Source organism: Neisseria sp. HMSC058F07, assembly GCF_001810035.1.
GTDB lineage: Bacteria > Pseudomonadota > Gammaproteobacteria > Burkholderiales > Neisseriaceae > Neisseria > Neisseria perflava.
Genome location: NZ_KV799706.1, coordinates 490,679 through 510,882, shown reverse-complemented (window position 1 = coordinate 510,882; position 20,204 = coordinate 490,679). Strand labels below are relative to the sequence as shown.

The window sequence follows — 20,204 nt, the reverse complement described above, 5'->3', positions numbered from 1 at the left end:
CTATACACAATCTCTGTGGATAAATCTGTTGATAAGCTTTGGGTAATCGTAAAATTTTCTTTAGGAACAAACCAAGTCTTAAATTGACTAAAATTTAATCAAATAAAATATAATAAAATCAATTAGTTATATTTATAAGATTTTACTATAATCATACAATGAAAATTTATAGGTAAAACAAGGTTATGCGGCTTTGTGCATAAATTAGGGTTGACATCCCTAAAAATCACCCCGAATCAAAAGCTGCGTAAAACAACGGTCGATTTCATCAGATGCCATTCAAAAGACACGCGGCCATACATTTTGCGTTACAATACGCACTTATTTTTAAGAAAGAAAAATATGCCATGAAAGCCTCCCAGTTCTTCATTTCTACCCTTAAAGAAGCCCCTGCCGAAGCCGCACTTGCCAGCCACAAGCTGATGATCCGTGCCGGCTTGATCAAAGCCAACGCATCCGGTCTTTATACTTGGATGCCGATGGGTCTGCGTGTATTGCGCAAAGTTGAAAATATTGTGCGTGAAGAAATGGCCCGCGCAGGTAGCGTGGAGCTGCTGATGCCGGTGGTACAACCTGCCGAGCTGTGGCAGGAATCCGGCCGCTGGGAGTTTTACGGTAAAGAACTGCTGCGCCTGAAAGACCGTCATGACCGTGATTTCTGTATGGGTCCGACTTGTGAAGAAGTGATTGCCGACATCGTGCGCAAAGAAGTCAACAGCTACAAACAACTGCCGAAAAACTTTTATCACATCCAAACCAAATTCCGCGATGAAGTGCGTCCGCGCTTCGGTGTGATGCGCGCGCGCGAGTTCGTCATGAAAGACGCTTATTCCTTCCATGCCGACTATGCCTCGCTTCAGACGACCTATCAGGATATGTACGACGCTTACTGCCGTATCTTTACCCGTCTGGGCTTGGAATTCCGTCCTGTTGCTGCAGATACCGGCAGCATCGGCGGTACCGGCTCTCACGAATTCCAAGTATTGGCCGAAAGCGGCGAAGACGTTATTGCATATAGCGACACTTCTGATTACGCCGCCAATATCGAGCTGGCGCCGACTTTGCCGCTTAAAGGCGAACGCGCTGCTGCTCAGGCTGAATTGACCAAAGTACATACACCAAACGTCAAAACTATAGAGTCTTTGGTTGAATTCCTCAATATTTCGGTTGAACAAACCCTCAAGTCCATCGTGGTCGAAGGCGAAAACGAAGGAGAACTCGTCCTTCTGCTGTTACGCGGCGACCATGAATTTAACGACATCAAGGCAGAAAAACTGGCCGGCGTGAAATCGCCACTGACCATGGCGAGCCCTGCCGCAATTGTTGAACAGTTCGGCGCAAACGGCGGCTCTCTCGGCCCTGTCAACTTCAAAGGTAAAGTCTATGCCGATTTCGCCACTGAAAAAGGCGCAGACTGGGTTATTGGCGCGAACGAAGACGACTACCACTATACCGGCTTCAACTTCGGCCGCGATGCTGCCGAGCCTGAATTTGTCGATTTGCGCAATGTCATCGAAGGCGACATCAGCCCTGATGAACAAGGCCGTCTGAAACTGGCGCGCGGTATTGAAGTCGGTCACGTTTTCCAACTACGCGACAAATATACCCAAGCCATGAATGTCAGCTTCTTGGACAATAACGGCAAATCCCAAATCATGGAAATGGGCTGCTACGGTATCGGTATCACCCGCGTTGTTGCTGCCGCCATCGAGCAAAACAACGACGAAAAAGGCATTGTTTGGACCAAAGCAATGGCGCCGTTTGAAGTCGTGATTGTACCGATGAACTACAAAAAATCAGACGCCGTGCGCGAAGCCGCCGACAAAATCTACGCCGAGCTTTTGGCTGCTGGTGCGGATGTTTTGTTGGATGACCGCGACGAACGTGCAGGCGTATTGCTGAATGACTCCGAGCTGTTGGGTATTCCTCACCGCATCGTGATCGGCGATCGCGCATTGAAAGAAGGCAATGTCGAATATGCCGAGCGCCGTAACAATCAGGCTCAAGCCGTTGCAGTATCAGAAGTTGTCGCCAAGGTTTTGGCCGCATTGAACGCTTAAATTTTTTTCAATAATGAAAAGGCCGTCTGAAACTGATTATTTCGTTTCAGACGGCCTTTTTCTGTTTTAATAAATAATGTTTTTTCCGTAGCTCTCTAATATTTCTTTGATTTTCAGAATGGTTTCTTTGGGCGGCGGATGTACGCCTTTTAATTTGTATTCGTCGCCGCACAAAGCCCATTTGTGTGCGCCCAATTCGTGATACGGCAAGAGCTCGACCATTTCGACATTATCCATATCACCGATAAACTCGCCCAATAAATGCGCTGACCGCTCATCATCGGTATAACCGGGAACAACCACATAACGCACACGCGTCGGCTGATTGCGTTCAGCAAGATAGCGCGCGAATTTCAGCGTTTTGGTATTTGGAATACCGACAAGCACTTTATGAATTTCAGGATCGATTTGTTTTAAGTCGAGCATGACCAAATTGGTATGATCGAGCAAATCATCCAAAATCGAATCATAGTGCAAAGCATAGCCATTGCTGTCTAGACAGGTATGGATATCGTGTTCCCGACAGGCCGTAAACCAATCGCATACAAACTCATATTGCAATAACGGCTCGCCGCCGGTTGCCGTTACGCCTCCGCCTGTCGCACGCAAATAATGACGATAGGTCATGACCTGCTTCATCACAGTTGCCACATCCAATTCCTGCGCCTGCTCAGTATGAAGATCCCATGTGTCACGATTATGGCAATACAGGCAACGCATCAGGCAGCCTTGCAAAAAGAGCACGTAGCGCAAACCCGGACCATCGACAGCACCGCAAGATTCAATCGAATGAATAATGCCTTTACCGTTATAGTGACGGTGGCCAAGGTCTTTCAGTGCCGGCTCGGGGGTAATGGCAAAAGTCGTGGACATAGTGTTCGGCTCAAAAATGTTTTTGCTTATATGGATTGTACGATAATAAAGGCCGTCTGAACATTTCAGACGGCCTCGGAGCTTTGTTTCAAAACAAACCAAATGCAAATTTAGCTTCCGGTTTGTTTCTCCACCCGGATTACATGGTTTCTGTGAATGTACGGGTAATCACGTCAAGCTGTTGTTCGCGGGTCAGCGAGTTGAAGCGAACCGCATAACCGGACACACGAATGGTCAACTGCGGATATTTCTCTGGATTGTGCATCGCATCTTCCAAAGTCTCGCGATTCAATACGTTGACGTTCAAGTGTTGGCCGCCTTCCAAAATACCGTCTTCATGGTGGAAATAACCGTCCATCAAACCGGCAAGGTTGCGTTCGCGAGAATACTCGTCTTTACCCAACGCGCCAGGAATAATGGAGAAGGTATAGGAAATACCGTCTTTGGCAAACTCAAATGGCAGTTTGGCTACGGAAGTCAATGAAGCGACTGCACCGTTGACGTCACGACCGTGCATTGGGTTTGCACCCGGACCAAACGGAGCGCCTGCACGGCGGCCGTCTGGAGTATTACCGGTTTTCTTACCGTAAACAACGTTGGAAGTAATGGTCAGTACGGACTGAGTCGGAGTGGCGTTGCGGTAAGTTTTGTGGGTTGCCACTTTTTTCATGAAGCGTTCAACCAAATCGCAAGCAATATCGTCAACGCGGTCGTCGTTGTTACCAAATTGTGGGTATTCGCCTTCGATTTCGAAGTCAACGGCAATGCCATTTTCGTCACGAATCGGTTTCACTTTGGCGTACTTAATGGCGGACAATGAGTCGGCAGCCACAGACAAACCGGCGATACCGCATGCCATCGTACGTTTCACATCACGGTCATGCAATGCCATCAATGCAGCTTCGTAGCTGTATTTGTCGTGCATGTAGTGAATAATGTTCAGCGCGGTAACGTATTGGGTTGCCAACCAATCCATGAATTTGTCCATGCGCTCAAAGACAGTGTCGTAGTCCAAAACTTCGTCCATAATCGGCTCGGTTTTCGGACCAACTTGCTCTTTAGATTTCTCGTCCACGCCGCCATTGATTGCGTACAGCAGAGTTTTAGCCAAGTTGGCGCGTGCGCCGAAGAACTGCATTTGTTTGCCGACCACCATCGGGCTGACGCAGCAGGCAATGGCGTAGTCGTCGCTATTGAAGTCAGGGCGCATCAAATCGTCGTTTTCGTATTGGATGGACGAAGTATCGATGGATACTTTGGCGCAGAATTCTTTAAAGCCTTGCGGCAGTTGTTCTGACCACAATACAGTGATGTTTGGCTCAGGAGACGGGCCCATGTTGTACAGAGTATGCAGCACGCGGAAGTTGGTGCGGGTTACCAAGGTACGGCCATCCAAGCCCATGCCACCGATAGATTCGGTTGCCCAAATCGGGTCGCCGGAGAACAGTTGATCGTATTCCGGAGTACGCAGGAAACGGACCATACGCAGTTTCATCACCAAGTGGTCAATGAATTCTTGCGCTTGGGTTTCGGTAATCACACCGTTTTTCAGGTCGCGTTCGATGTAGATGTCCAAGAATGAAGATACACGACCGAAAGACATCGCCGCACCGTTTTGAGATTTAACGGCAGCGAGGTAGGCAAAGTAAGTCCATTGGATGGCTTCTTGTGCATTTTTTGCAGGGCCGGAAATATCGTAGCCGTAAGAAGCTGCCATTTCTTTCATTTGGTTCAATGCTTTATATTGCTCATTGATTTCTTCGCGGCGGCGGATCACTTCTTCCAAGTCCACACCGTTTTCCAAATCGGCTTGCAGTGAGTTGAACTGGTTGAGTTTGTCTTTCATCAAGAAGTCGATACCGTACAATGCCACGCGGCGGTAGTCGCCGATAATACGGCCGCGGCCATAAGCATCCGGCAGGCCGGTAATCACGCCTGATTTGCGGCAGCGGCGGATGTCGGGCGTATAAACGTCAAATACGCCTTGGTTGTGGGTTTTGCGGTATTTGGTGAAAATTTCGCTGACTTCGGGATTCAATTCAACGTTGTACACTTTGCACGCGTCTTGCACCATTTTCAAACCGCCAAACGGCATGATAGAGCGTTTCAAAGGCTCGTCTGTTTGCAGGCCGACAATGGTTTCCAAATCTTTGTTGATGTAGCCTGGAGCGTGGCTGGTAATACCGGAGACGATTTGCGCGTCGATTTTATACGGCTCGTGTGTACGGTTTTCAACCTTGATGCCTTCCATCACTTCCGCCCACAGCTTGGTTGTGGCTTCGGTTGCTGGTGCCAAGAAAGAGGCATCGCCTTCATATGGCGTGTAGTTTTTTTGAATAAAATCGCGGACATCTACGTTGGTTTCCCAGTTGCCACCGACAAAACCTTCCCAAGCGGCAGGACGTTGCTGAACATCATTTGACATATCAAGCTCCTAATTTTATTGAAAATATAGACTGTAAATTTTCTGAAAGGATAACATCAATACCCATTTATTTACAGGGGTTTTTGTGAAATAAAATTACAGATTTGGTTTTTCTTGATTTACGTCAATGAGAATAATTGTTACTTGGTACTACATCTCACTTTCCAAACATTCGTACTTAAAAACAGCGTAAAATACAAAATTCAGCCCTGAAGACAGATGTCCTTCAGGGCTGAATTTTTATTACATTTCATATAAAAGGCCGTCTGAAAAATTCAGACGACCTTTTATTCACTTAATCAATTAAGCAAACGGATGATGCAAAACAATGGTTTCTTCGCGGTCAGGACCGGTTGAAACAATGGCCACAGGCGCACCGCACACTTCTTCAATACGTTTCAGATAAGCTTTAGCGTTTTCAGGCAACTTGTCATATTCTTTCACGCCGAAAGTCGACTCGCTCCAACCCGGCATGGTTTCATAAATCGGTTTGCAGGTTTCTACCGCATCAGAGCCGCAAGGCAGAATGTCGGTTTTGCTGCCATCAGGCAATTCATAGCCTACGCAGATATTGATGTTCTCAATACCGTCCATCACGTCCAGCTTGGTAATACACATGCCGGAAATGCCGTTAACTTGAATAGAGCGTTTCAGAGCAGCCGCGTCAAACCAGCCACAACGACGTGCACGACCGGTTACAGAACCGAATTCATGGCCGCGCTCAGCCAAACCTGCGCCCACTTCGTCAAACAATTCAGTCGGGAATGGACCGGAACCCACGCGGGTGGTATAGGCTTTAACGATACCCAAAACGTAATCCAGCATTTGCGGACCTACGCCTGCACCGGCAGAAGCGGCACCAGCCAAGCAGTTGGAGGAAGTTACAAACGGATAAGTACCGTAATCGATATCCAGCAATGTACCTTGCGCGCCTTCAAACAACAGGCTTTCGCCTTTGCGGTTTTTCTCGTTCAAAACACGGGAAACATCGGTAATCATCGGCGTAATGCGTGGTGCAACTTTTTCAATGACCGCCATCACATCTTCAACTTTTACCGGCTCGGCATTGTGCAGGTGTTGCAACTGAACATTGTAATAAGCCAAAACAGCTTCCAGTTTTTCAACCAGTTTTTCAGGGTGCAACAAGTCCACCACGCGAATCGCGCGACGGGCAACTTTATCTTCATAGGCTGGGCCGATGCCGCGACCGGTTGTACCAATTTTGCTTTTACCGCGAGAAGCTTCGCGTGCTTGGTCAAGCGCAATGTGGTAAGGCAGAATCAATGGACAGGTCGGAGCAATTTTCAGACGGCCTTCAACGTTTTTCACACCGGCAGCGTTCAATTCGTCGATTTCACCCAACAATGCTTCAGGAGAAACGACAACGCCTGAGCCGATGAAGCAGTCCAAAGTCTCGTGCAAAATGCCGCTTGGAATCAGGCGCAAAATGGTTTTTTTGCCACCGACGACCAAAGTATGGCCGGCATTGTGGCCGCCTTGGAAACGTACTACACCGCTGGTTTCTTCCGCCAGCCAGTCAACAATCTTACCTTTGCCTTCATCACCCCATTGGGCACCGATTACGACAACATTTTTAGCCATAGCCATCTAACCTTATTTCAGATACAAAATTTCAAAATAAAACTTAATCGTTCAAAGCGATTACTTTCCAAACACCGTCTACCTGTTTCAGACGGCCTGTAACCTCTTCCGAACCGTTATAGCCGATACCGTAATCGATAACGACACATTGTCCTTGTTCGCGCAAAGCATCTACCGCTTCCTGAGCCGCAGGCATGTCTTTTACATCGACAGCCACCACGGATTCCCGTCCGATAGCAGGAAGGCGGCCGATGAAGCTGCGCAAATCAAAACTGAATCCGGCAGCAGGACGCGCGCGTCCGAAGTATCCGCCCAATCCGTCATAACGGCCGCCGCGTGCCACGGCATCATGACGGTTTGAACCATAAGCCGCGTAAAGCAAGCCGGTATGGTAATTGTCAACGCGCAATTCCGATAAATCGATATGCACTTTTTGATTTGGGAACGCATCGCATACGGCCTGCAATTCATCCAAAGCCGCACTGACTGCAGACAATTCCGGTAATTTCTCTCTAGCCACAGTCAGCACTTCACGACCGCCGTACAGTCGGGGCAACAGTGAAAACGCTTTTGCCCACATGCCGTCAAGTTTCCACTCTTTGACCAACTGGCTGACAGCCTCGGCATCTTTGTCCTGCATCGATGACAGCAGGATTGCCGATTGCTGCTCATCCAAATGCGCGGCATTTGCTAAAGCACGGAATACGCCGATATGTCCCAACGAGAGCAAAACTTCGCCCATGTCGGCGATTTTCATACTTTTCAGCATCAAATCAATCAATTCGATATCCGCTTCAATGCCTTCCAAGCCGTACATTTCCGCACCCGCCTGCAAAGGTTCGCGCATATTGAGCAATCCGTCAGGACGCGCATGAAGCACCGAACCGGCATAGCATAAACGGTTGATGCCTTGGTTGGCAGAAAGCAAGTGGGCATCAATACGCGCCACCTGCGGCGTAATATCCGCGCGGATACCGAGCTGACGGCCGCTAAGCTGATCAACGACCAAAATGGTTTTCAAAGACAAACCGGCATCGATATGCGTCAATAAGGAATGGCTGTATTCCATCAATGGCGGTTGCACCAATTCATAACCATGCACGCGGAACAAAGCCAACAGCCGCTCACGGGCGCTTTCCAGTTGTCGGGCATTCGTCGGTAACACGTCGGCAACGTGTTCAGGAAGCTGCCAAGACTTCATGAGAATCTACCTCTGTTTTTTTGTAAACATAAAGGGCTGATTAAATTTAAAACCAAATCAGCCTGACGACTGAAATTTTCCTGAATGCATCAACGGCAAATCCGATGCGGCTTCAACAAAACTGATTTTAAATTTAAACAGCCCCTGAGTAACGGCTTCAAACCGTCGAGTTATTAAAATCAGACTTTACCATATTAAAACGAATTTTGCACCCTGTTTACAGAGAGCGTAAAAAAAACATTAAAAACAAAGGCCGTCTGAAAACCAAATGCATAGCTGCATCATTTTCAGACGGCCTTAATTCATGCCTGAACAACCCGACGCTTAGCGCCAGTAACGCCACCAAGGCATATCGTCAGATCGCCATTCGTGTTGCAAGAACGGGCTTTGCGGAAAGTTGGTTTCCAAAACGCGGCGTGTATCAGCAGCCAGTTGCGGCTTGTCCAGTTTTTTGTACGCCAATTCCATCATCGCCAAAGCTTCTTCGACGTAACGGGTATTTTGGTAACGGCTGACGATTTTTTGCGCACGGTTGGCCGCTGCGACATAAGCACCGCGTTTCATGTAATAACGCGCCACAGATATCTCGTTACCGCCCAACGCGTCCACCAGCTTGGCCATACGCTCGGTTGCATCGGCAGCGTATTTACTGTTTGGATAACGTTGAACCAACTCGGCAAACGCCTGATAAGCATCGCGGTTGGCTTTCGGGTCGCGGTCGGACCAGTCTTGGGAAGCCAGCTTATTCAAGAAAGACTGGTCTTCGTTAAACAGGACCAAACCTTTCAAGTACAGCGCGTAGTCCATATTCGGATGTTGCGGATGATGGCGTTGGAAGCGCGCAATGGCAGCCAAAGCTTTTTCCGGCTCATCGTCTTTATAATAGGCATACGCCGTATCCAACTGGGACTGCTGGGCATAGCGGCCGTTTGGAAAACGGGATTCTAAAATTTCGTATAACTTGACAGCTCGCGTATAATTGTTGCTGTTCAATTCGTCTTGCGCTTCGGCATAAAGCTTTTCCACACTCCAATCTTGAGTAATTTGGGCGTCTTTATCGATTGTGCCTTTATTTGCGCAGGCACTCAGTGCCAAACCTAAAGAAACTACTAAAAGAATTTTTTTCATGCAGAATACTTCCTTTGATAACGAAGCCGATTATAGCGATGATTTAGACTTTCCGTCATCCCCTGAAACAGAAAGTTGTGTTAATTTGACCGTTCCACTCGAAATGGCGGGCGGAAGGCTAGATGCCGTATTGGCCAAACTCATGCCCGACTACTCGCGCAGCCGCCTGAGTTCGTGGATTAAAGAGGGTGCGGTCATTGTAAACGATAAGCCCGCTCAACCCAAAGATAAAATGATAGGCGGTGAATTGATTGCCGTTACGGTACGTCCGAGCGAAGAAAACCTCGCATTCACACCCGAACCGATGGATTTGGACATTATTTACGAAGACGATACCGTCATCGTCATCAACAAACCGGCCGGATTGGTCGTCCACCCTGCCGCAGGCAACTGGAGCGGTACCCTGCTCAACGGCCTGTTGGCGCACTGTCCCGAATTAAGTCAAGTGCCGCGTGCGGGCATCGTACATCGTTTGGACAAAGAAACCAGCGGCCTGATGGTGGTCGCCAAGACCCTGCCGGCGCAAAACTCACTGGTTCAACAGCTGCAAGAACGCACAGTCAAACGCATTTACCGCGCAGTCGCCAACGGCATCGTTCCTTTTGACGGCAAAATCGAAACCCAAATCGGCCGCGATCCGCACAACCGCCTGAAAATGGCAGTCGTCAAATTCGGCGGCAAACCTGCCATTACCCATGTCAAAGTGTTGGAACGTTATCTGGCACACAGCTACATCGAATGCTCACTCGAAACCGGCCGCACACACCAAATCCGTGTCCATATGCGCGAAGCCAACCATCCGCTGGCTGCCGACCCTGTTTACGGCAACCTGCGTCATCCATGCAGCGACGCGGTTAAAGAAGCCGTCAAAGCCCTCGGCGCACGCCAAGCCCTGCATGCCTACCGCTTGAGCTTTGTCCATCCGAAAACCGGCGAAACCGTTTCCTTTGAAGCGCCCATGCCTGACGATATGTACCACCTGCTTTCCGTCCTGCGTTTGGAAGCCGGTTTGGATTCGTCTTTAAGTAATGAGGAAGAATGGCAGGAGAAATTCGGTACGGACGATGACGACGATTGGAATGAAGACGACTACGATGTCGAAGTCGTTTATGTAAGGGATTAAACCCATTTTTCAGACGGCCTAAAATATTATTTCAGGCCGTCTGAAATCAATCCGTTCCAATATTCAGCGATTCAAAGATTATGAAAACCATCACAGAAACCCTAAACCTCGCCCCACAAGGCAAGAATTTTTTGACTGCCGACTGGCCTGCCCCTGCCAATGTTAAAACGCTTATTACCACGCGCAACGGCGGTGTCAGCGAAGGCGTGTACCGCAGCCTGAATGTCGGTTCGCACGTCGGCGACAATCTGCAAGCCGTGCTCCGCAACCGTGAAATCGTACAGGAACAAGTCGGCCTGCCCGTTGCCTACCTCAATCAAATCCACAGCACCATTGTTGTGAATGCCGTCGAAGCGTTAGGCAATACGCCTGACGCCGATGCCTCGGTGGATACGACGGGTACAGTCGCCTGCGCTTCAATGACTGCCGACTGTCTGCCCGTCTTGCTTTGCGACAAAGCAGGGACGGTGGTTGCAGCGGCCCATGCAGGTTGGCGTGGTTTGGCCGGCGGTGTTTTGCAAAACACCATTGCGGCAATGAAGGTCGAGCCTTTGGAAATCATGGCCTATCTCGCCCCTGCCATCGGCCCTGATGCGTTTGAGGTGGGGCAAGATGTATTTAATGCGTTTTGCACACCCATGCCGGAAGCTGCCGATGCGTTTGAAGACATCGGCGGCGGCAAATACCTTGCCGACATTTACGCTTTGGCGCGCATAATTCTGCACCGCGAAGGCGTGAACATGATTTATGGCGGCACCCATTGCACCGTCTTGGAACGTGATACTTTCTTCTCCTACCGCCGCGACGGACAAACCGGCCGCATGGTCAGCCTGATTTGGTTGGAAAAATAAGATTTGCACCATCAAAGACAAGGCCGTCTGAAATACTTTCCGTTTACGGTTTCAGACGGCCTAAACATTATTCGTTATAATCCGACGATACCGTAACCGGTTTCAACGAAGGAATATCCAATGAAAAAAATCCTATTGCCTGCACTCGCCCTATTACTTGCCTCTTGCGGTTTCCACCTGAAAGGCACGGGTGTGACTTCTCAGCCGCTGCCTTATCAAAACTGGCATGTAGAAGGCGGAGCCATCATGCAAAAAGCGCTGGAAAATGCCTTACGCCGTGCCGACGGTCATCCGGTTAGCGAAGCCGAATCACAAATCACCCTGCGCGTTGTCGACTTTCAAAAACGCCGCGACATCTATACCATCACCCGCGCCGCCGCAATCAACGAATACCTGCTGGCCATGACCATCAAAGCCCAAGCCTTCCGCAATGGCGAGCCGGTTGGCGAACCGATGGAAGTTAAGGTTCACCGCACCATGGACTATGCCGACAGCGAAGTTTTGGGCAAACAGGAAGAGGAAGAAACCATTTGGTCTGAAATGCGCATCGACGCCGCAGATCAAATCGTCCGCCGCCTGACTTTCCTGAAGGCGCAATAATGGCTGCCGCGCCCATTGAGAGCCTACGCCCCGATACGCCGCTCAAACCGTTGTACATTATTCACGGCGAAGAGGATTTATTGCGCATCGAGGCTTTGGATACGCTGCGCTCAGCCGCAAAAAAACAAGGTTATCTCAACCGCGAAGTCTATACCGCCGAAAACAATTTTGACTGGAACGAGCTGTTGCAAAGTGCCGGCAGCACAGGTTTGTTTGCAGATTTGAAACTGCTGGAAATCCACATCCCCAACGGCAAACCCGGCAAAAACGGAGGCGATGCCCTGCAAGCCTTCGCCGAACGCCTGCCCGAAGATACGGTTACGCTCATCCTACTGCCCAAGCTTGAAAAAGCGCAAATCCAGTCCAAATGGTTTTCCGCATTGGCAGGCAAAGGCATCGTCTTAGAAGCCAAAGCCGTTGCGCCACATGCTTTGCCGCAATGGATACAGGGCCGTCTGAAACAGCAGGGTTTGGATATCGAACCTGAAGCACTCGCCCTTTTTACCGAGCGCGTCGAAGGCAATCTTTTGGCCGCCCGTCAGGAAATCGAAAAACTCGCCCTGCTCCATCCCCAAGGCCATTTGATCAATATTATCGATGCAGAGGCCGCAGTTGCCACCGTCGCCCGCTTCGATGTATTCCAACTAGCAGGCGCGTGGATGAAAGGCGATGCCCTGCGCGTTTCCCGTTTGCTGGACGGCTTGGAAGAAGAAGGCGAAGAGCCAGTTTTGCTGTTGTGGGCAGTTGCCGAAGACATCCGCACCCTAATCCGCCTGACTGCCGCACTCAAGCAAGGCCAAAACATCCAAAGCCTGCGCAACAGCCTGCGTTTATGGGGCGACAAGCAGACCCTTGCACCAATGGCAGCCAAACGCATTTCCATCAACCGCCTGCTCGACGCGCTCAAAACCTGCGCCAAAATCGACCGCATCATCAAAGGCGCAGAAGAAGGCGATGCATGGACCGAGTTCAAACAACTCGTTACTTCGCTGGCCGCTTGAAACCGTTGCCACGCGTCAAGAAACTTGCACGCAATACGCCCCAAAAACAGAAAATACTGTAAAATAGCGTAAACTCAAATTCAGGCCGTCTGAACCTCGCATTTCAGACGGCCTCTTCCAGCAAAAAATAAGGAAACACCAACCATATGGATAATAAAACCAAACTTCGCATCGGCGGTCTGGCCCTGCTGACTACTGCCGTATTAAGCCTCATCATCGTTCTGATCGTCGATTCATGGCCGCTGGCCATCCTGTTGGCCGTCATCATCGTGGCCGCTGCCGCAGGCGGTTTCGTTTGGACTTCACGCCGTCAGCAACGCCAATTCCTCGAGCGCCTGAAAAAATTCGACATCGATCCGGAAAAAGGCCGTATCAACGAAGCCAACCTGCGCCGTATGTACCACAGCGGCGGTCAACATCAAAAAGACGCGATTACCCTGGTTTGCTTGTCACAAAAATGTTCCGTTGACGAAGCGCACGCCATCTTCAAAAAACGTCCGACCCGTCAGGAAATGAACCAAATGGCTGCCCAACAGGCACGCGGTCAAAAACGTCCACATCGCTAATCCCGACAGTAACAGGCCGTCTGAACATCCTATCCCGTTTCAGACGGCCTGTTTTTATTCCCATCAAACCCATTTCCGTTTCCATCGCATTATGACCCGTCTTCCTACCGCCCCACTCAAACGCCGCCTCGCCGCACTGGTTTACGAACTTCTGCTGACTGGCGCCGTGACCAGCATTGCCGCCCTTGCAGCCGGTATTGTCGCCATCTTTCTCAATCCCGTTTCCACGCGCCTGTCCATGCTGGCAACCTGTCTGATTCTATTCTACGCATGGTGGCTCTACTTCCGCGCCAACTGGCACAAAAAAGGCCAAACCCTCGCCATGCAGACATGGAAGATCGGTTTAGCCGATAAAAACGATAGCCAGCCGCCCCTGCCGCAACTGCGCCTGCGCTTTATTTGGGCAAGCATTTTTATTGTCTTCATCCCCCTATTTGCCTACGCCGGATTGCGCCATCTACTCAATATACCGCCCAAAGGCGCATTCGGCGCTGCGCTCATTTGGCTCATCCTGCCATGGGGCTTCGCCCTGTTCCATCCCGACCGCCAGTTCCTCTATGACTTCTTGGCCGGAACAAGGCTGGTGGATTTAAGTCAGAAGAAAACAAACGAATAAAATCCAAAAGCGGCTCAAGTTCTAAATGAAATAAAGGCCGTCTGAAACTCAAGATACGTTTCAGACGGCCTTTAATCATAACATCAAGCGATGATTATTCTTGCCAACGTTTGAACACCAGCGAAGTATTGACGCCGCCAAAAGCAAAGTTATTGCTGACCACATAATCTGTTTGAATCTCACGTCCGCCTGTTTGGATGTAATCCACCTTGCCGCAACGCGGATCGATGTTTTCCAAATTGACAGTCGGCGCAAACCAGCCGTTGTTCATCATTTCGATAGTAAACCAGGCTTCCAATGCGCCGCATGCGCCGAGTGTATGGCCGAGATAGCTTTTTTGCGAACTCATCGGTACAAAACCAAACACTGCCTCAGTCGCCAGCGTTTCGGCAATATCGCCTTTTTCGGTCGCCGTACCGTGGCCGCTGACATAGCCGACTTTATCAGGCGTAATACCGGCATCTTTCAGCGCAAGCTCCATACATTTTTGCATGGTCTCTTTTTGCGGCTGGGTAACGTGGCTGCCGTCACTGTTGGCGCCATAGCCGACAAGCTCGGCATAGATTTTCGCACCGCGCGCACGGGCGTGTTCCAATTCTTCCAATACGAAAATGCCTGCGCCTTCGCCGATAACCAAACCGTCTCGAGCGTTGTCGTAAGGGCGCGGGGTCAACTCAGGTTCGCCGTTGCGGCGACTGGCGGCATAAAGCGAATCAAATACATACACTTCGGACGGACAAAATTCTTCGCCGCCGCCAGCCAACATCATATCAATCAGGCCGTATTTAATCGCTTCATAGGCATAACCAATGCCTTGGCTACCGGAAGAGCACGCGCTCGAAGTCGGGATAATGCGGCCTTTCAAGCCGAAGAAAATGCCGATATTGGCGGCAGTCGTATGCGGCATCATGCGCACATAAGTATTGGCGTTGAAATTGCGCGATGTGCCTGTTATCAAAAGTTCGCCCATATCGCCGATGTCTTTGGTGCTGCCGACAGACGAACCGCATGCCACGCCCATACGGCCGTCGGTAATGCTTTCATCACCCAGCAAACCCGCATCCGTCAAGGCTTGCTCCGCCGCATCGACACACAAATGCGATACGCGACCCATGCTTCTAAGCTGCTTGCGCGTCCAGTGTTTGGGAGGAGAATAGCCTTCAATCGGAGCACCCAGTTGCGCTTCCAATTCAGGAAAGCGTCCGCTCCAGTCCATGTATTTGACCGCGTTTTTTTCGGCTTTAAAGGCCGTCTGAATACTTTGCCAATCACGACCGAAAGCGGTAATACCGCCGATACCTGTTACAACGACTCTTCTAGTATTCAACACAAACCTCCGTTCACAGCAATCACTTGGCGCGTAATGTACGCCGCTTTTTCATCCATCAAAAAGCGCACCGCATGCGCCACTTCTTCCGGCAATCCCATGCGCGCGGCAGGGACGGCCTTTAAGATTTCTTCGACAGGCACGTTTTCATCAATAATATCGGTATCGATAAGGCCCGGTGCCACGCAGTTGACGGTAATTTTGCGTTTTGCCAACTCAACCGCCAAGGCTTTTGCCGCGCCGATTAAGCCCGCTTTGGACGCGCTGTAATTGACCTGACCGCGGTTGCCCGTCAAACCGGATACTGACGCCATGCACACAATCCGTCCGGCTTTGCGGCGGCGAATCATCGGCATGGTCAAAGGGTGCAACACATTATAAAAACCGTCCAAATTGGTACGCAGCACTAAGTCCCAATCATCATCTGTAAACGCAGGAAACGCATTGTCGCGCGTCAGGCCGGCGTTCAACACCACGCCGTAATATGTGCCGTTTGCCTCAATGTCGGCAGTCAGAATTTCACGGCAGGCTTCGCGGTCGGACACATCAAACTGCAACACGCGCGCATTTCTACCCAATGCACGGATTTCTTCCGCAACAGCTTCCGCTTCATCACGGCGGCTGCGGCAGTGGACGACAATATCAAAGCCGTCCTGCGCCAAACCAAGCGCGACGGCTTTGCCGATACCGCGATTAGACCCTGTAATTAAAATAGTTTCACTCATACGTTTTCTCACTATATCGACAGGCCGTCTGAATCTTTGTCTTTTCAGACGGCCTTGTAAACGGTTTAAATGACTTGACCGTCTTTCGGACTGTACACATTTAAAGAAGCTTTTGCCAGCAAACCGTCCGGCGGCAACAGATGCTTCACATCTTCCGGCGCATCCGTCCAGCGCAACTCGCAATCAAATACGCCCATGCCGCCCAAATCCTGAATGGACACATGCGCCCTGACTTCCAGCTCAGTACCGACAGGCACGGAATCAGCAAACAAATCCAGCTTGCGCGTTCCCAATAAAAAACCCAAGCGTACAGGCTCTCCGGCCTTTAAAGCCTCAATGCCTGCAAACGCGCCTATGCCCTGCGCCATCAATTCCATATAAGCCATAGATGGTAACACGCCGTCCTGCAGCAAAATATGCTTATCACCAACCGACGCACGGCAAACCGTATAGTCATCGCCAAACTCTTTCACACAGTCGATAAGCACCATATGTCCGCTGTGCGGAAGCAGCGAAGCCACATCATAAATCGGGGCACTCGGTATTGAAGGCATAAAATGTCATCCGGGAATAAATTACGTTACAATATGCATTATAACAGAGCCTAGCTTTTACTAACCTATTTCATTACAATGTATGAAAATGTAAAACATTGAAAGACATCATGCCTCAAAACGTTTGCCGTTTCAGCTTCAATATCGCCGCATGGCAGGCCTCCTCCAGCAAAATCAGTACGCCGGAGCAATGGCAGGACTGGGCGCAGGGAAAACTCGATACCGCATCCCTGCCGGAGTGCAAACCCGCGCTCTCCTTTTTGCCGCCTATGCAACGCCGCCGCTTGGGAAAAGCGGCACGCTTGGTTTGTGATGCCGCATGGAATCTGGCCGACCAATATCCCGAAAGCGTACCGGTTTACGTTTCGCACGACGGCGAAAGCAACCGCAGCTTTGAATTATGGCAAGAGCTTTTGAACACGCATACCGTCTCGCCGACTTCATTCGGCCTGTCCGTCCACAACGCAACGATTGGACAATGGTCGATGTTGCGCAAAGACATGAGCGAACATACCGCGTTAGCCGTTGCCGCCGATTCCTTTGAAACCGCGCTGACTGAAGCATTCGCGCTTTTGCAAGACGGCGCACCGTCTGTTTTAGTGATTGTCGCCGATGATCCGTTGTCTGAAGACTATCCCGTCTTGGCTACACGTGCGCCGTTTGCCTATGCATTGGCACTGGTCATCACCAAAGGCGAAGACTATACCTTAAGCTTGGAAACCTCATCCGCAAGGCCGTCTGAAAACCCTAACAATACAACAGTCGAGCCCTACTGGAGTAGCTTGGAGTGGGTACGCTTCCTGCTTTCAGACGGCCGACAACATACGCAACAATATATCGGTAGAAACTGGCACTGGCAGAAAAACGCATGAAGACTTTAGACTATTTCCGTCGCTTTTTTGCTACACTCTTCGGCTTCATCCTCTTCGGCGTTGCAGGCGTATTGTTCAAAATCGCACTTTTACCCTATACGCTCAAATCGACCAAAGGCGACATCAAACGTCAACTTGAAGCAAGGCGCATGATAGGCAAAGTTTGGCGTTTCTTCGTCGGCTACCTGCAATGGTCGGGCGTATTGAGCGTTCGTTTCAACGGCTTGGAAAAACTCGGCAGGCCCGGCCAGCTCATTCTTGCCAACCATCCCTCGCTTTTGGATGTCGTCTTGCTGATTAGCCATTATTCAGAGCCAAACGTACTGGTTAAAAAAGACCTGTTGCACAACCCCAGCATGAAAAGCCAGATTATCGCCTCCGGCTACATCCCCAACGACGAAAGCATGGAAATGCTGGAAGAAATCGACGCCGTGTTCAAAAGTGGGCAAAGTCTGCTGATTTTCCCCGAGGGCACGCGCACAGGTTGGGACGGACAGGTTAAAATGCACCGCGGCGCCGTATCACTCGGTTTGCGCAGCGCATCAGTCATCACGCCCGTATGCATCAAGATGACGCCGCCCAATTTTAAAAAGGGGCAACCGTGGTACAAAATCCCGCCACAAAAAATTCATTATGAAATTACCGTCGGCGACGACATCCTGCCTGAAGAATGGCTGGCAGAAAAACCCCTGCCCATCGCCGCACGACGTTTAAACGAATACCTGCAAGACTATTTCACAAGGAAAACCACATGAGCAATTTAGAAAACCAAATCAAACAATTAATCATCGACAGCTTAGGTCTGGAAGACATTACCGTTGCTGACATCGGCAGCGAAGATCCGCTTTTCGGCGACGACGGCTTGGGCCTGGATTCGGTTGATGCATTGGAACTTGGTTTGGCCGTACAAAAAACCTTCGGCTTCCAGCTCGACGGCGAAAACGACAACCTGCGCGAAAACTTCGCCAACGTCAAAACTCTGGCCGAGTTCGTCAAGAGCCGCCAAGCATAAGGGAGAGAGAAGATGACCGAACAAGAAGTACGCACCCTGCTGACCGATGCACTGGTTAACCTGTTTGAAATCGAACCGGAACGCATCAAACCCGAAACCAACCTCTACGAAGATTTGGAAATCGACAGTATCGACGCCATCGACCTTATCGACCACATCAAACGCGAAACCGGCCGCAAACTGCAAGCCGAAGACTTCCGCAATGTGCGTACCGTAGAAGACGTGGTTCAAGCGGTTTTGAAAGTACAACAAGATTCCTGATTCCGCTTTGAATCAGCATATTTTCAGACGGCCTTGTCAATCGGCAAGGCCGTCTGAGAATCAATTGCACCATGAAAATATTAGGAAAACTCCTGCTTACCCTCACCAGCCTCGCCTATCCGCTTCTATGGTATTACGGCAGGGAAAACGGCGCATTTTTCTGGCTTGCAGCGGTTATGTGTGTGTTATGGCTGATACGCGCCGCCATGCCGCAAACCACAGCCCAACGCATTACGGCGATTATCCTTGCCGCTTTTTTTGCAGCGGTACTGGTTTTCAGACGGCCTGACTCGATGTATTGGTATCCCGTCGCCGTCAACGCGCTGATGCTTGCCATTTTCGGCGGCAGCCTGTTTGCCAAACAAACTGTCATCGAACGTCTCGCCCGACTGCAACATCCCGACCTTCCCCCCGAAGGCGTGCGCCACACTCGGCGCGTTACGCAAATCTGGTGCGCGTTCTTTATCTTCAACGGCGCAACCGCCGCCATTTTGGCTGGCTTGCAATATTACGACTGGTGGGCGGCTTATACGGGCATCGTGTCTTATGTGTTAATGGGAATCTTATTTGCCGGAGAGTGGATTTATCGGAAATTGGTTTTGAAGGTTTAATCCATTAAAAATATTTCATCAATTAGACGAATAACCATAATGAAAAAAATTATCCTACTCACCCTGATTTCCTTCACATTTACCGCATGTTCTTCGACATCTAAAACGCCTTTATCCCCTGAAGAAAAGGCAGAAGCCGAATATAAAAAAAATTATACGAAAGTTGCCAGCCACACCATCAAAACGCGCTCAGGAAACCTGACCGTCATTGACCGAATACACAATAGGTATTCTGACGATACTACAACCAGCAGCATGAATTTGATGATTATTCGGAAATCCAATACGGTAAAAGCAAGGGCGGCACAAACAGCCGTATTTACAGCAACTTTTGCATTACTGATTCTTGCCCGCAACAGCAATCATATTGGATATGAAGGCCCTGACCTGCTGGGCAAACACAGTTTAAGCGGGAAGCCCATTAAACCGAATTTTGCGAATCCTGTTTTTGAACAATTCTCCCCCAAAGTTCGCGATTGGGCGGCAAAACGGTCATTTAAAGGCAATAGTGCCAATAAAAAACTATTTATCCAACCGGGCCGTTTCTATTTGGTTTATGAAAAATTCAATAAACGAGACCGATTCTTTCTGAACAATGAAGTCAGCCTTTTTTTAGACGGACAAAACGGCAAAACCGATCGCTTACTCCATTGCTTCAAAAGAAGTGAAAGCCATTCATTGGAAGAGTGGCAGGCAAATAATTACCAATTGGTACGCCAAACGACAAACAAACAATACGATGAATGCTTGGCCCAATTCAAAGAAGATACCAAGGCAAATATATCAAAATTATAAA

General features: G+C 49.8%; 21 protein-coding genes. 13 read left to right on the top strand and 8 right to left on the bottom strand.

What is annotated here, in order from left to right; all coding sequences use genetic code 11:
- Window positions 1–347 precede the first annotated feature (347 nt).
- A complete protein-coding gene (locus HMPREF2696_RS10445) occupies window positions 348–2,060 on the top strand; it encodes a proline--tRNA ligase (RefSeq protein WP_070588521.1) in 1,713 nt (570 codons plus the stop codon).
- A 66-nt stretch (window positions 2,061–2,126) separates the two neighbouring features.
- Here HMPREF2696_RS10445 and pflA read toward each other — a convergent pair whose 3' ends face one another.
- The 5 genes from pflA to HMPREF2696_RS10420 all read right to left on the bottom strand — a co-directional run bounded on the left by pflA (window position 2,127) and on the right by HMPREF2696_RS10420 (window position 9,289).
- Complete coding sequence (gene pflA, locus HMPREF2696_RS10440) at window positions 2,127–2,933, bottom strand: pyruvate formate lyase 1-activating protein (protein WP_049336825.1); 807 nt, start codon at window positions 2,931–2,933, stop codon at window positions 2,127–2,129.
- Window positions 2,934–3,072: 139 nt separating this feature from the next.
- Window positions 3,073–5,358, bottom strand: a complete 2,286-nt coding sequence (pflB, locus tag HMPREF2696_RS10435; RefSeq protein ID WP_049336774.1) for a formate C-acetyltransferase — start codon at window positions 5,356–5,358, stop codon at window positions 3,073–3,075.
- A 303-nt stretch (window positions 5,359–5,661) separates the two neighbouring features.
- Window positions 5,662–6,960 (bottom strand): adenylosuccinate synthase, encoded by a 1,299-nt coding sequence (locus HMPREF2696_RS10430; protein ID WP_070585699.1) that lies wholly within the window; start codon window positions 6,958–6,960, stop codon window positions 5,662–5,664.
- Window positions 6,961–7,003: 43 nt separating this feature from the next.
- Window positions 7,004–8,161, bottom strand: coding sequence for an ATP phosphoribosyltransferase regulatory subunit (locus HMPREF2696_RS10425; protein WP_049322192.1), 1,158 nt, complete (start codon window positions 8,159–8,161; stop codon window positions 7,004–7,006).
- Window positions 8,162–8,485: 324 nt separating this feature from the next.
- Window positions 8,486–9,289, bottom strand: coding sequence for an outer membrane protein assembly factor BamD (locus HMPREF2696_RS10420; protein WP_003680807.1), 804 nt, complete (start codon window positions 9,287–9,289; stop codon window positions 8,486–8,488).
- Here HMPREF2696_RS10420 and rluD point away from each other — a divergent pair.
- The 6 genes from rluD (at window position 9,288) to HMPREF2696_RS10390 (ending at window position 14,046) form a co-directional block, all read left to right on the top strand.
- A complete protein-coding gene (gene rluD / locus HMPREF2696_RS10415) occupies window positions 9,288–10,412 on the top strand; it encodes a 23S rRNA pseudouridine(1911/1915/1917) synthase RluD (protein ID WP_070588446.1) in 1,125 nt (374 codons plus the stop codon). The genes HMPREF2696_RS10420 and rluD overlap by 2 nt on opposite strands.
- A gap of 80 nt (window positions 10,413–10,492) precedes the next feature.
- Window positions 10,493–11,263, top strand: coding sequence for a peptidoglycan editing factor PgeF (gene pgeF / locus HMPREF2696_RS10410; RefSeq protein ID WP_070588445.1), 771 nt, complete (start codon window positions 10,493–10,495; stop codon window positions 11,261–11,263).
- 120 nt (window positions 11,264–11,383) lie between these two features.
- On the top strand, window positions 11,384–11,863 hold the full coding sequence (gene lptE / locus HMPREF2696_RS10405; RefSeq protein ID WP_070588443.1) for an LPS-assembly lipoprotein LptE: 480 nt from the start codon (window positions 11,384–11,386) through the stop codon (window positions 11,861–11,863).
- On the top strand, window positions 11,863–12,864 hold the full coding sequence (gene holA / locus HMPREF2696_RS10400; RefSeq protein WP_070588441.1) for a DNA polymerase III subunit delta: 1,002 nt from the start codon (window positions 11,863–11,865) through the stop codon (window positions 12,862–12,864). The genes lptE and holA overlap by 1 nt, the downstream gene beginning before the upstream one ends.
- A 146-nt stretch (window positions 12,865–13,010) precedes the next feature.
- The gene (locus tag HMPREF2696_RS10395; RefSeq protein WP_003746427.1) at window positions 13,011–13,430 is read left to right on the top strand and encodes a hypothetical protein; all 420 of its coding nucleotides are present in this window, start codon (window positions 13,011–13,013) and stop codon (window positions 13,428–13,430) included.
- 91 nt (window positions 13,431–13,521) lie between these two features.
- On the top strand, window positions 13,522–14,046 hold the full coding sequence (locus HMPREF2696_RS10390; RefSeq protein ID WP_070588439.1) for an RDD family protein: 525 nt from the start codon (window positions 13,522–13,524) through the stop codon (window positions 14,044–14,046).
- A gap of 94 nt (window positions 14,047–14,140) precedes the next feature.
- Here HMPREF2696_RS10390 and HMPREF2696_RS10385 read toward each other — a convergent pair whose 3' ends face one another.
- From HMPREF2696_RS10385 to HMPREF2696_RS10375, 3 genes are all read right to left on the bottom strand, one after another.
- Window positions 14,141–15,376, bottom strand: a complete 1,236-nt coding sequence (locus HMPREF2696_RS10385; protein WP_070588438.1) for a beta-ketoacyl-ACP synthase — start codon at window positions 15,374–15,376, stop codon at window positions 14,141–14,143.
- Window positions 15,370–16,098: a 3-oxoacyl-ACP reductase FabG gene (fabG, locus tag HMPREF2696_RS10380; RefSeq protein WP_003746422.1), complete on the bottom strand. Its 729-nt coding sequence runs from the start codon at window positions 16,096–16,098 to the stop codon at window positions 15,370–15,372. Before fabG ends, HMPREF2696_RS10385 begins: the two co-directional genes overlap by 7 nt.
- 65 nt (window positions 16,099–16,163) lie before the next feature.
- A complete protein-coding gene (locus tag HMPREF2696_RS10375) occupies window positions 16,164–16,652 on the bottom strand; it encodes a hotdog family protein (protein WP_141746367.1) in 489 nt (162 codons plus the stop codon).
- Between the two features lie 110 nt (window positions 16,653–16,762).
- Between HMPREF2696_RS10375 and HMPREF2696_RS10370 the strand changes: the two genes are divergently transcribed.
- The 6 genes from HMPREF2696_RS10370 (at window position 16,763) to HMPREF2696_RS10345 (ending at window position 20,203) form a co-directional block, all read left to right on the top strand.
- Entirely contained in the window at window positions 16,763–17,524 is a 762-nt protein-coding gene (locus HMPREF2696_RS10370) for a beta-ketoacyl synthase chain length factor (RefSeq protein ID WP_070588435.1), read from the top strand.
- Entirely contained in the window at window positions 17,521–18,279 is a 759-nt protein-coding gene (locus HMPREF2696_RS10365) for a lysophospholipid acyltransferase family protein (RefSeq protein ID WP_049344240.1), read from the top strand. The genes HMPREF2696_RS10370 and HMPREF2696_RS10365 overlap by 4 nt, the downstream gene beginning before the upstream one ends.
- Window positions 18,276–18,536, top strand: coding sequence for a phosphopantetheine-binding protein (locus tag HMPREF2696_RS10360; protein ID WP_003680822.1), 261 nt, complete (start codon window positions 18,276–18,278; stop codon window positions 18,534–18,536). Before HMPREF2696_RS10365 ends, HMPREF2696_RS10360 begins: the two co-directional genes overlap by 4 nt.
- A gap of 12 nt (window positions 18,537–18,548) precedes the next feature.
- Complete coding sequence (locus tag HMPREF2696_RS10355; protein ID WP_003680823.1) at window positions 18,549–18,797, top strand: acyl carrier protein; 249 nt, start codon at window positions 18,549–18,551, stop codon at window positions 18,795–18,797.
- A 71-nt stretch (window positions 18,798–18,868) separates the two neighbouring features.
- Window positions 18,869–19,408, top strand: a complete 540-nt coding sequence (locus HMPREF2696_RS10350; protein WP_070588433.1) for a COG4648 family protein — start codon at window positions 18,869–18,871, stop codon at window positions 19,406–19,408.
- A 39-nt stretch (window positions 19,409–19,447) separates the two neighbouring features.
- Entirely contained in the window at window positions 19,448–20,203 is a 756-nt protein-coding gene (locus HMPREF2696_RS10345; protein WP_070588432.1) for a hypothetical protein, read from the top strand.
- Window position 20,204 lies beyond the last annotated feature (1 nt).

What these genes read in the sequence shown, in the direction of transcription:
- pflB (WP_049336774.1), bottom strand. Translation starts at nt 5,358, where the DNA reads ATGTCAAATGATGTTCAGCAACGTCCTGCCGCTTGGGAAGGTTTTGTC.
- HMPREF2696_RS10365 (WP_049344240.1), top strand. Translation starts at nt 17,521, where the DNA reads ATGAAGACTTTAGACTATTTCCGTCGCTTTTTTGCTACACTCTTCGGC.
- HMPREF2696_RS10370 (WP_070588435.1), top strand. Translation starts at nt 16,763, where the DNA reads ATGCCTCAAAACGTTTGCCGTTTCAGCTTCAATATCGCCGCATGGCAG.
- holA (WP_070588441.1), top strand. Translation starts at nt 11,863, where the DNA reads ATGGCTGCCGCGCCCATTGAGAGCCTACGCCCCGATACGCCGCTCAAA.
- HMPREF2696_RS10350 (WP_070588433.1), top strand. Translation starts at nt 18,869, where the DNA reads ATGAAAATATTAGGAAAACTCCTGCTTACCCTCACCAGCCTCGCCTAT.
- rluD (WP_070588446.1), top strand. Translation starts at nt 9,288, where the DNA reads ATGCAGAATACTTCCTTTGATAACGAAGCCGATTATAGCGATGATTTA.
- lptE (WP_070588443.1), top strand. Translation starts at nt 11,384, where the DNA reads ATGAAAAAAATCCTATTGCCTGCACTCGCCCTATTACTTGCCTCTTGC.
- HMPREF2696_RS10430 (WP_070585699.1), bottom strand. Translation starts at nt 6,960, where the DNA reads ATGGCTAAAAATGTTGTCGTAATCGGTGCCCAATGGGGTGATGAAGGC.
- HMPREF2696_RS10360 (WP_003680822.1), top strand. Translation starts at nt 18,276, where the DNA reads ATGAGCAATTTAGAAAACCAAATCAAACAATTAATCATCGACAGCTTA.
- fabG (WP_003746422.1), bottom strand. Translation starts at nt 16,098, where the DNA reads ATGAGTGAAACTATTTTAATTACAGGGTCTAATCGCGGTATCGGCAAA.
- HMPREF2696_RS10355 (WP_003680823.1), top strand. Translation starts at nt 18,549, where the DNA reads ATGACCGAACAAGAAGTACGCACCCTGCTGACCGATGCACTGGTTAAC.
- pgeF (WP_070588445.1), top strand. Translation starts at nt 10,493, where the DNA reads ATGAAAACCATCACAGAAACCCTAAACCTCGCCCCACAAGGCAAGAAT.
- HMPREF2696_RS10425 (WP_049322192.1), bottom strand. Translation starts at nt 8,161, where the DNA reads ATGAAGTCTTGGCAGCTTCCTGAACACGTTGCCGACGTGTTACCGACG.
- HMPREF2696_RS10345 (WP_070588432.1), top strand. Translation starts at nt 19,448, where the DNA reads ATGAAAAAAATTATCCTACTCACCCTGATTTCCTTCACATTTACCGCA.
- HMPREF2696_RS10395 (WP_003746427.1), top strand. Translation starts at nt 13,011, where the DNA reads ATGGATAATAAAACCAAACTTCGCATCGGCGGTCTGGCCCTGCTGACT.
- HMPREF2696_RS10445 (WP_070588521.1), top strand. Translation starts at nt 348, where the DNA reads ATGAAAGCCTCCCAGTTCTTCATTTCTACCCTTAAAGAAGCCCCTGCC.
- HMPREF2696_RS10375 (WP_141746367.1), bottom strand. Translation starts at nt 16,652, where the DNA reads ATGCCTTCAATACCGAGTGCCCCGATTTATGATGTGGCTTCGCTGCTT.
- HMPREF2696_RS10390 (WP_070588439.1), top strand. Translation starts at nt 13,522, where the DNA reads ATGACCCGTCTTCCTACCGCCCCACTCAAACGCCGCCTCGCCGCACTG.
- pflA (WP_049336825.1), bottom strand. Translation starts at nt 2,933, where the DNA reads ATGTCCACGACTTTTGCCATTACCCCCGAGCCGGCACTGAAAGACCTT.
- HMPREF2696_RS10420 (WP_003680807.1), bottom strand. Translation starts at nt 9,289, where the DNA reads ATGAAAAAAATTCTTTTAGTAGTTTCTTTAGGTTTGGCACTGAGTGCC.